Raw genomic sequence first — 11,346 nt, 5'->3', positions numbered from 1 at the left:
CCGGCGTGCGGTTTGTTTTGCAGGCGTCGTGAATTTCGGGGCTCTGCCCCGGACCCCGGGATATTTTTGGAGAAAAGATGTTGGGGGTGACGGCCTGCATATGAAAATGGAGATTGGTGTTTGATGTTTGAGACGATCCTGATTGCGAACCGGGGCGAGATTGCGTGCCGGGTGATGGAGACGGCGCGGGGCATGGGGGTGGCGTGCGTCGCGGTCTATTCGGATGCGGATGCCGGGGCCAAGCATGTGGCGATGGCGGACCGGGCGGTGCATATTGGCGGGTCAGCGCCTGCGGAAAGCTATTTGCGGGGGGATGTGATCATTCAGGCCGCATTGGATACCGGGTGCCAGGCCATTCATCCGGGGTATGGTTTTCTGTCAGAGAATCCTGATTTCGTGGAGGCGGTCGAGAAGGCCGGGTTGGTGTTCATCGGGCCGTCGGCGGATGCGATCCGGGCGATGGGGCTGAAGGATGCCGCCAAGGCTTTGATGGTTGAGGCGGGCGTGCCGGTGGTGCCGGGGTATCATGGCAGCGACCAGTCCGATGATCTGTTGGCCGCGGAGGCGGGCAAGATCGGATATCCGGTGTTGATCAAGGCGGTGGCGGGCGGTGGCGGCAAGGGGATGCGACTGGTCGAGGATGCGGGCGGGTTTCAGGCGGCGTTGCAGTCTGCAAGGTCTGAGGCGAAAACGGCGTTCGGCAATGCGGATGTTCTGGTGGAGAAATTCGTCTCTCAGCCGCGGCATATCGAGGTTCAGGTGTTTGGCGACGGCACCCGTGCGCTGCATCTGTTTGAGCGGGATTGTTCGCTGCAACGGCGGCATCAGAAGGTGATCGAGGAAGCGCCGGCGCCCGGCATGACAGAGGCGATGCGTCAGGCGATGGGCGAGGCGGCGGTGCGCGCGGCGCAAGCCATTGGCTATAAAGGGGCCGGGACGGTTGAGTTTATCGTTGATGGCTCGGATGGATTGCGCGCCGACGGGTTCTTTTTCATGGAGATGAACACGCGGTTGCAGGTGGAGCATCCGGTGACCGAAGCGATCACGGGTGTGGATCTGGTCGAGTGGCAGTTGCGCGTGGCAGCGGGGGAGGCGCTGCCTTGCGCGCAGGAGGATTTGTCCATCGATGGGCATGCCTTTGAGGCGCGGCTTTATGCGGAGGATGTGTCGGCGGGGTTCCTGCCCGCGACCGGGACATTGAGCCATCTGGAATTCACCCCGCAGACTCGGGCGGATTCGGGTGTGCGGGCGGGCGATACCATCAGTCCGTTCTATGATCCGATGATTGCGAAGGTGACCGTGCATGGGCCCACGCGGGACGCGGCACTGGCGCGGTTGCGCGCGGCGCTGGCGGGGTGTCAGGTGGGCGGGACGGTGACGAACCTGGCGTTTCTGGGGGCGCTGGCAGGCCACGCAGGGTTCGGGCGCGGAGAGGTCGACACCGGGTTGATCGCACGCGACATCGACGCGCTGACGATGGTGCCCGAGACACAGGCGCGGCATGTGGCGCGGGCGGGCATGGCGGCGCTGGGCCTGGAGGCGGTTTCGGCGGAGGGGGGATTTACGCTTTGGGCGCCCTTGCTGCGGCAGGTGACGCTGGGCTGGGGCGATCAGGTGCAGGTCGTGAAAGTTGCCGTTGAGGGGCCGGACCTGCAGGTCTGGCATGTCGCGGACACGCAGGTCGAGGCACGGCGCGGCGCGGCGGGGTGGACGCTGGACGGTGTGCCGGTGCCGGATGTTTCGGTCGCGGGCGGGCAGGTCACGGTCTTTGATGGTTATGGCATGGTCTTTGATGTGGTCGATCCGCTGGACCGCGCTGGTGGTGCGGCGGGTGATGGAAACCTGATCGAAGCGCCGATGCCGGGGCTGGTACGCGCGGTGGATGCGCAGGTAGGGCAGGCGGTGGTCAAGGGCGACCGGTTGGCGGTGCTGGAGGCGATGAAGATGGAGCACAGCCTGCTGGCGGCGCGCGATGGTGTGGTCGCCGAAGTGCTGGCCACCGAAGGCGATCAGGTCGAAGCGGGGGCCGCGCTGGTGCGGCTTGAGCCGCAAGAGGAGGTCGCGGCATGATCGTCTTGCATCACTGTCCGCAGACCCGGTCGATGCGGACGCTTTGGTTGCTGCAGGAGTTGGACATTGAATTTCAGGTCCATCTGCATGCCTTCGACCGTTCGCTCCGGGACCCGCAGTATCTGAGCCTGTCGCCTGCGGGCCGTGTGCCCGCGCTTGAGATCGAGGGAGAGCGGATGTTCGAGACAGGCGCGATCACGCAATATCTGTGCGAGCGGTTCAGTCCCGACCGGATGGGGCGGTCGGCGGGCAGCCCGGACCGGATGGCCTGGCTGGTCTGGGTGCATTTTGCCGAAACCCTCAGCCAGCACACGGCGGCCCTGACCCAGCAGCATGTGGCGCTACGCGAGGATGCGATGCGCAGCCCCATCGTGATGAAACTGGAGGCCGCAAGGGTCGGCAAATGCTATGACGCGATCGAGGCACGGTTGAGCACGCCGGTGGAGAACCGGGACTATCTGCTGACCTCGGGATATTCGGCGGCGGATATTTCCGTGGGACAGGCGGTTTACATGTCGCGGTTTTTCGTCACTCTGGATCAGCACCCTGCGCTGGCTGAATGGTACGCGCGGATCACGGAGCGGGAGAGCTTTGTCAAAAGCCTGCCAACGGAAGGGGGGATCTATGACAAGGACTTTTATCCGCCATGGCCGGTTGAGTGAGACCCTGGTGCGATCAGACATTCCAGAAAAGGGGCGGCAATGAGCTTGGGCGCATGTGAGATTTTTGAGGTTGGCCCGCGCGACGGGTTGCAGAACGAGGCGCGCGAGATCCCGGTGGCGGAGAAGATCGCGCTGGTCGACAAGCTGTCCGATGCGGGGTTCCGGCGGATTGAATGTGCGTCCTTCGTCAGCCCCAAATGGGTGCCGCAGATGGCCGGATCGGCGGAGGTTCTGGCGGGGATCAAGCGGGCCGACGGCGTGCGATACGCAGCCTTGACGCCGAACATGCGCGGCTACGACGATGCGCAGGCGGCCGGGGCGGATGAGGTTGCGGTTTTCGGATCCGCTTCCGAAGGGTTCAGCCAGAAGAACATCAATGCCTCGATTGCGGAATCGCTGGCGCGGTTTGAACCGATGCTGGAAGCCGCGCGGCATCTGGATATTCCGGTGCGCGGTTATGTGTCCTGCGTGATCGAGTGTCCCTATGACGGGGCGGTCGCACCGTCGGCAGTCGCGGAAGTCGCGGACAAGCTGTTCGCGATGGGGTGCTATGAGGTTTCGCTGGGCGATACCATCGGGGCGGGCACGCCTGACAGCATCGCGCGGATGTTGCTGGCGGTGCGCGATGTGGTGCCGGTGGGGCGTCTGGCGGGGCATTACCATGACACCCACGGACGGGCGATGGCCAACATCGATGCCTCGCTCAGCATGGGGGTGCGGGTGTTTGATGCGGCTGTGGGGGGCTTGGGCGGCTGTCCCTTTGCGCCAGGAGCGGCGGGGAACGTGGCAACGGAGGCGGTGAACGCGCATCTGACGGCGCTGACCTATCAGACCGGGCTGGATCAGGCGGTGCTGGAAGAGGCGGCCGAGATGGCGCGGGCGATGCGGGGGTAGAATGAAACTGGCGCAGCAGGCGGAGCGGTTGATGGGAATGTCGGATGCCGTCTGGTTGCGTCATGCGAATCCGTGGTCCGGTTGGACCCGTGTGCCGATCCTGCCGATGCTGGCCCTCGCGGTGTGGAGCCGGGTGTGGATCGGGGTCTGGGCGTGGCTGGCGGTTGCCGTTGTGTTGGTCTGGATCTGGCTGAACCCGCGTGTCTTTGCGGTGCCCGTGCGGTTTGACAACTGGATGACGCGGGGGGTGTTGGGGGAGCGGGTGTTCCTCAAGCATTTTGACGCGCTGCCGGCGCATCACCAGCGGGCCTCCAGGCTGCTGGCTTACGCGAGCTTTCCGGGGCTGGTGGTGATGCTTTGGGGGCTTTGGGCGTTGAACGCGCAGGCGGCGGTTTACGGCACGATCCTGTGCATGGTGCCGAAGCTTTGGTTTATCGACCGGATGGTATGGATTTTGCAGGATTGGAGGCGGGACGGGCGCGTTGTGCCCGGAATGCCGGAAGGAATGGGCGATGTTTGAGACGATTTCCATCGACGTGGACGCGCGCGGGGTGGCCACGCTGACGCTGGACCGGGCGGAAAAGCACAATGCCATGTCGGCGCAGATGCTGGCGGAGTTGACGCAGGCCGCTGCTGATCTGGGTGCGGATGATGTGGTGCGGGTCGTGGTGCTGGCTGCGGCGGGGCGGACGTTTTGCGCCGGAGGCGATCTGGGCTGGATGCGGGATCAAATGGGGATGGATGCGCCCACGCGGGCGGCGGAGGCGGGGAAACTCGCCACCATGCTGGGCGCGCTGAACCGCCTGCCCAAGCCGCTGATCGGGCGGTTGCAGGGCAATGCCTTCGGCGGCGGTGTCGGCATGGCGAGCGTGTGTGACGTGGCCATCGGGGTGGACAGCCTGAAGATGGCGCTGACGGAGACGAAGCTGGGCATCATCCCGGCCACCATCGGCCCGTATGTGATTGCCCGCATGGGCGAGGGGCGCGCGCGGCGGGTGTTCATGTCGGGCCGGGTGTTCGGGGCGACGGAAGCGGTGGATCTGGGCCTGTTGGCCCGCGCGGTTGCGGCAGAGGAACTGGACGCGGCGGTAGAGGCCGAAGTGGTGCCCTATCTGGCCTGTGCGCCGGGGGCTGTGGCGGCGGCCAAGAAGCTGGCGCAGGATCTGGGCGGGATGGCCAGTGAGGACGCGGTGGCGATGTCGATTGCAGCGCTGGCCGCACGCTGGGAAACGGACGAAGCCGCCGAGGGAATCGGGGCGTTTTTCGAAAAACGCACGCCTGAGTGGAACAGGTGACGGGAGTGTGGCATGCAGCGTGCATGCGGCGCCTGATTCTGTGCGGCAGGTGTGAAGGGCGCGGCAAGGCGGCTTGACCGGAAAAGAAGGTCCCGCGTCGGACCTGCTGGGTAGGGGGTAAGGCATTGGCGCATTTCGATGACGACATTCGCAGACATTTCGCATTTGTCGTCCGGTTGATGAACGCGCAGGACCTGAACGGCTTGACCTCACACCTTGCGGTTCCGTTCATCGCTTACGTTCTGGAAGAGATCGTCGTGATGGAAACCTGGCCAGACGTGGTGAAGGCCACGCGGCTGCGGATGGAGAACGTCATGGCGGACCCCTGCAAGGAGGCGGTTGGCCGGATCGTGGAAATCACGCATGACGCCGAAGATCGCGCAACGGTTCTGTTTCAGTGGGATTTCCTGAGGGACACCGGCGCCGTGCACCATTCGGATCTGATCCGTTACATGGTGACGCGGTCGGGCAGGCCATCGGGGTTGACGGTGGAGATGGTCGAATACCTTTGGATCAGCGACCGCACCGTGTCCGACGACGTGCTAGACACGCTGCGCAGGAAGGAACCTGCGTGGAAAGGCATTCACTGACCTTGCGATGGGGAGCGGCACCCCGCAGCACCCTGCGGTGCCGTGGCAAAATGCGCAGGCATCCGGGCCCGGCTCCGGTTGACCCTGCCATGTCACGGGAGTAGACCGAACACAGCCGTTTCAGTCGGACGGCATCCGGGGCCGCGCGCCCGCTGGCAGACGATAGGAGCTTCCTCTTGGACGACATGTTGCGGGAATACCTGCCCATCCTCGTTTTTCTGGCCGTGGCCATCGGTTTTGGCCTGATCCTGATTCTGGCTGCCGTTGTGGTTGCCGTGCGCAATCCCGACCCTGAAAAGGTGTCGGCCTATGAGTGCGGGTTCAACGCCTTTGACGATGCGCGGATGAAGTTTGACGTGCGGTTTTACCTGGTGTCGATCCTGTTCATCATCTTCGATCTTGAGATCGCGTTCCTGTTCCCCTGGGCGGTGGCCTTCAAGGACATTTCAATGGTCGGGTTCTGGTCGATGATGGTGTTCCTCGCCGTGCTGACGGCCGGTTTTGCCTATGAGTGGAAAAAGGGCGCGCTTGAGTGGCAATAGCCCCGCGTTGACGCCTTGACCTGCCAAAGCCGCCCCGGATCGGGGGCGGCTTTTTTCATGGCATTGGGCCGCCCCGGCGCAGGTTTGTCTGGCGTATCATGGTCTTGCACAAGAGCTTTGGACGAACGCAGGCGGCGTGGCATGATACGTTCATTGAAATTGGGAAAGGTGGGACAATGACGGATGCACGTGCTGTGGCACAGATGGCCAAGGATTACACGGCGGCCTGGAATTCCAAATCTGCCGAAGCGGTCGCTTCTTTCTATGCGGAGGACGGCGAGATCATCATCAACAACGGCGACCCATGGACCGGGCGGGGCCGGGTGCAGGACATGGCGGCGGGGTTCTACGCAGATGTGCCTGACCTCACGCTGAGTTGTGACGATGTGCGGTGCGCGGGATCGCATGTGGTTTTCGCCTGGACCTTCACGGGGCATGACGCAGCCAGCGGGCACCCGCTGAAGGTGCGCGGCTGGGAGGAATGGGAAGTGGGCGACGACCTGAAGGTCAAAGCATCGCGCGGCTGGTTCGACGCCGAGGATTATGCGCGGCAGGCCGAAGGCCGCTGAGCTTGTAATCGCGCGCAGAAGGCACATTTTGGAAGCGTGTTCGAAGCGCTTTTGGCGCCATGCCATCCTGCCGTCAAAAAGCCCGCAGATAAGCGCGCGCCTGCAATGTTGTCGCGTTGACCCTCCGGCGGGGCTGAGATACACCCGACCCAACGCAGGGCCGTCGCATTGGTGGGCCTTGCTGATGACAAAAACCTTGGAGCCAAGGCACATATGTCCGTAGCCACTTCCCCCAATGCTGCTGGTGCCGACCGCGATGTCGCCACTCAGGAGCTGAACGCGGCCCTGCAGGACAAGGGTTTCCTTGTCACGTCGACCGCTGACATCATCAACTGGGCCCGTACGGGGTCCTTGCACTGGATGACCTTCGGGTTGGCCTGTTGTGCGGTTGAGATGATGCACACCTCCATGCCGCGCTATGACCTTGAGCGGTTCGGGACAGCGCCGCGTGCGTCCCCGCGCCAGTCCGATCTGATGATCGTGGCCGGCACGCTGACCAACAAGATGGCGCCTGCGCTGCGCAAGGTCTACGACCAGATGCCGGAGCCACGGTATGTGATCTCAATGGGGTCCTGTGCGAATGGCGGTGGCTATTACCACTACAGCTATTCCGTGGTGCGCGGCTGTGACCGGATCGTGCCGGTGGACGTCTATGTGCCCGGCTGCCCGCCAACGGCGGAGGCGCTGCTGTACGGGATTTTGCAGCTTCAGCGCAAGATGCGGCGGACCGGGACGATTGTGCGATGAAGGACGCGGTGATCCGCAAGTGGTGTGCGACCGTGCGCCGCGCTGATCTGGACAGCTGGATCGAGACCTATCGCACGCGTGTTCTGGATAATGTGAAACGGATCGACGGATTCCGCAGCGTCACGTTCCTGGCGGAGCGCGAGACCGAACCTTGCCCGGTGACCGTGTTGATGGAATGGGAAGACATGGAAGCGATCACGCGGTTTGCCGGGGATGATCCGGCCCGCGCCGTGATCCCGGATTTCATGGCGCAATTCTTTGTGAATGCCGATGCGCATGCTGGCTTTCACGACGTCATTTTGCAGGAGGCCCGCGCATGAGCGACGCACTAAACGAACTCGGCGGCTACATCGAAGCCAAACGCCCGGATTGCGTGCTGGGCTGGGATGTGAGCCGTGATGAGCTGAACGTAGACGTCACGCTGGGCAACATCGCGGGGCTGGTGGAGTTTCTGAAAGGCGATCCGACCTGCCGTTTCTCCACATTGGTGGATATCACGGCGGTGGATCATGCGGGCCGCGCCAAGCGGTTCGATGTCGTCTATCACCTGCTGAGCATGTATCAGAACCACCGCATCCGCTTGCGGGTCGCGGTGCGTGAAAAGGATATGGTGCCGTCGCTGGTGGATGTGCACCCCAGCGCCAACTGGTTCGAGCGGGAGGTGTTCGACATGTTCGGCATCCTGTTCAGCGGCCATCCGGACCTGCGGCGCATCCTGACGGATTATGGCTTTCGCGGGTATCCGCTGCGCAAGGATTTCCCGACCACGGGGTATACCGAAGTGCGCTATGACGAGGCGCAGAAGCGCGTGGTTTATGAACCCGTCAGCCTTGTGCAGGAATACCGTCAGTTTGATTTCATGTCGCCGTGGGAGGGTGCGGAATACATCCTGCCGGGGGACGACAAGGCCGAGGAGGCGAAGGGCTGATGGGCGGCGTGTGGTGGCTTATCCTGTCAGCACTGACGGCTATTCCGATGGTCAAGCTGCTGCCGTTTTTTGGCATCAACAAATACTGGGCCGCCGCCTGTCTGGTCCCATTCGGCACAATTGCCCTGCTGTGGTGGATGGGCCTGAAGCTGCAAGAGTTGGAGAAACTGTGATGATTGGGTTTCTGGAAGAATTGATTGCGGGTCTGTTCGGCAAGCGTCAGGAACAGCCCATCCGCGTTCCCGTGGATGAGGACGACAAGAGAAACCCGTTTGGGGGGCGTAAATGATGGACGGCGATATTCGCACCAACACCTATGATGACGGCTCCACCGATGCGGTGACGGGCGAGCAGAAGATCCGCAATTTCAACATCAACTTCGGCCCGCAACACCCTGCGGCGCATGGTGTTTTGCGTCTGGTGCTTGAGCTGGACGGAGAGATCGTCGAACGCTGCGATCCGCATATCGGCTTGCTGCACCGGGGCACCGAAAAGCTGATGGAGAGCCGGACATACTTGCAGAACCTGCCGTATTTCGACCGTCTGGATTACGTGGCCCCGATGAATCAGGAACACGCCTGGTGTCTGGCGATTGAAAAGCTGACGGGCACCGAAGTGCCGCGCCGCGCGAGCCTGATCCGGGTGCTTTATTGCGAGATCGGCAGGGTGCTGAACCACCTGCTGAACGTGACCACGCAGGCGCTGGATGTGGGCGCCCTGACCCCGCCGCTGTGGGGGTTTGAAGAGCGTGAAAAGCTGATGGTCTTTTATGAACGCGCCTGCGGGGCGCGCCTGCACGCGGCCTATTTCCGGCCCGGCGGGGTGCATCAGGACCTGCCCGACGACCTGATCGACGATATCGAGACTTGGGCGAACGAATTCCCAGAAACGCTGGATGATATCGACGGGTTGCTGACCGAAAACCGGATTTTCAAACAGCGCAACGTCGACATCGGCGTGGTGAACGAGCAGGAAATCCTGGACTATGGGTTTTCCGGCGTGATGGTGCGCGGATCGGGCATGGCTTGGGACCTGCGGCGCGCGCAACCCTATGAACTATATGACGAATTTGAGTTTCAGGTGCCTGTGGGCAAGAACGGCGACTGCTTTGATCGCTACCTCTGCCGGATGGAAGAAATGCGCCAGTCGGTGCACATCATCCATCAGGCCATTGCCAAGCTGAGGGCGCCGGAAGGGAAGGGTGATATTCTGGCGCGGGGCAAGATCACGCCGCCCAGCCGCACCGCGATGAAGACCGACATGGAAAGCCTGATCCACCACTTCAAGCTTTATACCGAAGGGTTCCACGTGCCTGCGGGTGAGGTCTATTGCGCGGTGGAAGCGCCCAAGGGGGAGTTCGGCGTATATCTGGTGGCCGATGGGACCAACAAACCCTACCGCGCCAAGCTGCGCGCGCCGGGGTTCCTGCATTTGCAGGCGATGGATCATATCTCCAAGGGTCACCAGTTGGCGGATGTGGCGGCGATCATCGGCACCATGGATGTGGTGTTTGGGGAGATTGATCGGTGAAATCCGGAGCAATCGCATTTGGTCTCGCGGTTGGTTTTTCTGCACCGTGCTGGGCAGAAACAAGCGCGCCACCGGCAGAATGGAGCAATGCCCACAAGCTGGCGGTCATTTTGGAAGGCCAGGGCTGTTCGATGTCGCGAGACGAGGCTGAAAAGGTCTTTTCCGCATCTCATCCGGGCCTGGACTTTGAAACTGCAGAAAAAGCGCTCTTTGATGGGTGTGATAGCTTCCGGGCCCTTGGCAACACGCTGCTGGGGCTGAAAAATTTTGGGAATTGCGCGTAATGCTCCGTAGACTACATCCAGAACAACCAGAAGCCTTTGCCTTCACGCCCGCCAACCAAGCTTGGGCCGAAGCGCAGATGACCAAATACCCTGAAGGCCGTCAGGCCAGCGCCATTATCCCGCTCCTATGGCGTGCGCAGGAGCAGGAGGGGTGGCTTTCGCGTCCGGCGATTGAGCATGTCTCCGAAATGCTCGGCCTTGCCTATATTCGCGGGCTGGAAGTGGCGACGTTCTACTTCATGTTTCAGTTGCAACCCGTTGGTTCTGTTGCACACATCCAGATTTGTGGCACCACGACCTGCATGATCTGCGGCGCGGAAGACCTTGTGTCGGTCTGCAAGGAGCGTATTGCGCCCAACCCGCACCAGATCAGCGCGGATGGGAAGTTTTCGTGGGAAGAGGTTGAGTGTCTTGGCGCGTGCGCCAATGCGCCCATGGCCCAGATTGGCAAGGATTATTACGAGGACCTGACGGCAGAGAACTTCGCCAAGCTGTTGGACGCGATGGCCAAGGGTGATGTGCCGGTGCCGGGGCCTCAGCAGGGGCGGTATGCGGCGGAACCTGCGTCGGGGCTGACCAGCCTGAAAGAGCACGACAGCGGCAAGACCCAGTATAATGCCAGCGCGCAACTGGCGGTGGATATTGGCGATACGGTCAAGCGCATCGATGGGACCGAGGTGCCGTTGCTGACGCCGTGGCAGGGCAAGCCGCGCAAGGCTGCGAATACCGCGGCGAAACCGAAGGTGGAAAAGCCGATCAAGGGGGCGCCGGCGGACAAGACCGGGGTGACCAAGCAGCAGGCGTCCGCGACCTCCAAGGCGAAACCGCCGTCCAAGGCCGACCCGGTCGGATCGTCCAAGGATGCGATGAAATCGACGGGCAAATCGGCGGCCGCATCTGCGGGTAAAAAAACCCCGCACGATGAAGGCGCCGCGCAAATCCGGCGCGGATGATCTCAAGCTGATCAAGGGTGTTGGGCCGAAACTGGAAACCATGCTACAGGGGATGGGCTTTTTCCATTTCGACCAGATCGCCAAGTGGGGCGCTGCGGAAGTGGCGTGGGTGGATGAAAATCTCGAAGGCTTCAAGGGCCGGGTATCCCGCGACAATTGGGTGGAACAGGCGCAAAGACTTGCAGCGGGCGAAGAAACCGCATTTGCTGCGAAAGCCCGGAAAGACGGGCGCTACGACGGCGGGTCCTGACGGGCGCGCTGCACCACCAGAGGGGATATGAA

At 62.4% G+C, this 11,346-nt stretch carries 14 protein-coding genes and 1 pseudogene; all 15 read left to right on the top strand.

All coding sequences use genetic code 11. The features are described from left to right. The first annotated feature begins 123 nt into the window (after window positions 1-123). The 15 genes and pseudogenes from AB4X18_RS20530 (at window position 124) to AB4X18_RS20460 (ending at window position 11,314) form a co-directional block, all read left to right on the top strand. Window positions 124-2,070: an acetyl/propionyl/methylcrotonyl-CoA carboxylase subunit alpha gene (locus AB4X18_RS20530; protein WP_432816970.1), complete on the top strand. Its 1,947-nt coding sequence runs from the start codon at window positions 124-126 to the stop codon at window positions 2,068-2,070. Continuing rightward, a complete protein-coding gene (locus AB4X18_RS20525) occupies window positions 2,067-2,732 on the top strand; it encodes a glutathione S-transferase family protein (protein ID WP_370401802.1) in 666 nt (221 codons plus the stop codon). The genes AB4X18_RS20530 and AB4X18_RS20525 overlap by 4 nt, the downstream gene beginning before the upstream one ends. A gap of 39 nt (window positions 2,733-2,771) precedes the next feature. Next, a complete protein-coding gene (locus AB4X18_RS20520) occupies window positions 2,772-3,626 on the top strand; it encodes a hydroxymethylglutaryl-CoA lyase (protein ID WP_370401801.1) in 855 nt (284 codons plus the stop codon). Between the two features lies 1 nt (window position 3,627). Continuing rightward, on the top strand, window positions 3,628-4,146 hold the full coding sequence (locus AB4X18_RS20515) for a DUF6653 family protein (protein ID WP_432816969.1): 519 nt from the start codon (window positions 3,628-3,630) through the stop codon (window positions 4,144-4,146). Beyond that, entirely contained in the window at window positions 4,139-4,921 is a 783-nt protein-coding gene (locus AB4X18_RS20510; protein ID WP_370401800.1) for a crotonase/enoyl-CoA hydratase family protein, read from the top strand. The genes AB4X18_RS20515 and AB4X18_RS20510 overlap by 8 nt, the downstream gene beginning before the upstream one ends. Before the next feature lie 125 nt (window positions 4,922-5,046). Beyond that, the gene (locus AB4X18_RS20505) at window positions 5,047-5,511 is read left to right on the top strand and encodes a hypothetical protein (RefSeq protein ID WP_370401799.1); all 465 of its coding nucleotides are present in this window, start codon (window positions 5,047-5,049) and stop codon (window positions 5,509-5,511) included. 176 nt (window positions 5,512-5,687) lie between these two features. Next, complete coding sequence (locus tag AB4X18_RS20500) at window positions 5,688-6,053, top strand: NADH-quinone oxidoreductase subunit A (RefSeq protein WP_370401798.1); 366 nt, start codon at window positions 5,688-5,690, stop codon at window positions 6,051-6,053. Between the two features lie 176 nt (window positions 6,054-6,229). Then, complete coding sequence (locus tag AB4X18_RS20495) at window positions 6,230-6,622, top strand: nuclear transport factor 2 family protein (protein ID WP_370401797.1); 393 nt, start codon at window positions 6,230-6,232, stop codon at window positions 6,620-6,622. Window positions 6,623-6,835: 213 nt separating this feature from the next. Beyond that, window positions 6,836-7,369 (top strand): NuoB/complex I 20 kDa subunit family protein, encoded by a 534-nt coding sequence (locus tag AB4X18_RS20490; protein ID WP_299874697.1) that lies wholly within the window; start codon window positions 6,836-6,838, stop codon window positions 7,367-7,369. Next, complete coding sequence (locus AB4X18_RS20485; protein ID WP_370401796.1) at window positions 7,366-7,689, top strand: hypothetical protein; 324 nt, start codon at window positions 7,366-7,368, stop codon at window positions 7,687-7,689. The genes AB4X18_RS20490 and AB4X18_RS20485 overlap by 4 nt, the downstream gene beginning before the upstream one ends. Continuing rightward, window positions 7,686-8,297 carry an NADH-quinone oxidoreductase subunit C gene (locus tag AB4X18_RS20480; RefSeq protein WP_370401795.1) on the top strand — a complete coding sequence of 204 codons (612 nt, stop codon included), beginning with the start codon at window positions 7,686-7,688 and terminating at the stop codon, window positions 8,295-8,297. The genes AB4X18_RS20485 and AB4X18_RS20480 overlap by 4 nt, the downstream gene beginning before the upstream one ends. Continuing rightward, the gene (locus AB4X18_RS20475; protein WP_191074526.1) at window positions 8,297-8,470 is read left to right on the top strand and encodes a hypothetical protein; all 174 of its coding nucleotides are present in this window, start codon (window positions 8,297-8,299) and stop codon (window positions 8,468-8,470) included. The genes AB4X18_RS20480 and AB4X18_RS20475 overlap by 1 nt, the downstream gene beginning before the upstream one ends. Window positions 8,471-8,582: 112 nt before the next feature. Further along, the gene (locus tag AB4X18_RS20470) at window positions 8,583-9,827 is read left to right on the top strand and encodes an NADH-quinone oxidoreductase subunit D (RefSeq protein ID WP_370401794.1); all 1,245 of its coding nucleotides are present in this window, start codon (window positions 8,583-8,585) and stop codon (window positions 9,825-9,827) included. Then, window positions 9,824-10,111: a hypothetical protein gene (locus tag AB4X18_RS20465; protein ID WP_370401793.1), complete on the top strand. Its 288-nt coding sequence runs from the start codon at window positions 9,824-9,826 to the stop codon at window positions 10,109-10,111. The genes AB4X18_RS20470 and AB4X18_RS20465 overlap by 4 nt, the downstream gene beginning before the upstream one ends. After that, window positions 10,111-11,314: pseudogene (locus tag AB4X18_RS20460) on the top strand (NADH-quinone oxidoreductase subunit E). Before AB4X18_RS20465 ends, AB4X18_RS20460 begins: the two are co-directional and overlap by 1 nt. Window positions 11,315-11,346: the final 32 nt, after the last annotated feature.

This window comes from Sulfitobacter rhodophyticola, assembly GCF_041281685.2.
GTDB lineage: Bacteria > Pseudomonadota > Alphaproteobacteria > Rhodobacterales > Rhodobacteraceae > Sulfitobacter.
Note: the sequence above shows the minus strand (reverse complement) of the source record. Positions and strands in the feature narration are given on the sequence as shown.

What these genes read in the sequence shown, in the direction of transcription:
- AB4X18_RS20520 (WP_370401801.1), top strand. Translation starts at nt 2,772, where the DNA reads ATGAGCTTGGGCGCATGTGAGATTTTTGAGGTTGGCCCGCGCGACGGG.
- AB4X18_RS20490 (WP_299874697.1), top strand. Translation starts at nt 6,836, where the DNA reads ATGTCCGTAGCCACTTCCCCCAATGCTGCTGGTGCCGACCGCGATGTC.
- AB4X18_RS20510 (WP_370401800.1), top strand. Translation starts at nt 4,139, where the DNA reads ATGTTTGAGACGATTTCCATCGACGTGGACGCGCGCGGGGTGGCCACG.
- AB4X18_RS20515 (WP_432816969.1), top strand. Translation starts at nt 3,628, where the DNA reads ATGAAACTGGCGCAGCAGGCGGAGCGGTTGATGGGAATGTCGGATGCC.
- AB4X18_RS20525 (WP_370401802.1), top strand. Translation starts at nt 2,067, where the DNA reads ATGATCGTCTTGCATCACTGTCCGCAGACCCGGTCGATGCGGACGCTT.
- AB4X18_RS20470 (WP_370401794.1), top strand. Translation starts at nt 8,583, where the DNA reads ATGATGGACGGCGATATTCGCACCAACACCTATGATGACGGCTCCACC.
- AB4X18_RS20530 (WP_432816970.1), top strand. Translation starts at nt 124, where the DNA reads ATGTTTGAGACGATCCTGATTGCGAACCGGGGCGAGATTGCGTGCCGG.
- AB4X18_RS20475 (WP_191074526.1), top strand. Translation starts at nt 8,297, where the DNA reads ATGGGCGGCGTGTGGTGGCTTATCCTGTCAGCACTGACGGCTATTCCG.
- AB4X18_RS20495 (WP_370401797.1), top strand. Translation starts at nt 6,230, where the DNA reads ATGACGGATGCACGTGCTGTGGCACAGATGGCCAAGGATTACACGGCG.
- AB4X18_RS20480 (WP_370401795.1), top strand. Translation starts at nt 7,686, where the DNA reads ATGAGCGACGCACTAAACGAACTCGGCGGCTACATCGAAGCCAAACGC.
- AB4X18_RS20485 (WP_370401796.1), top strand. Translation starts at nt 7,366, where the DNA reads ATGAAGGACGCGGTGATCCGCAAGTGGTGTGCGACCGTGCGCCGCGCT.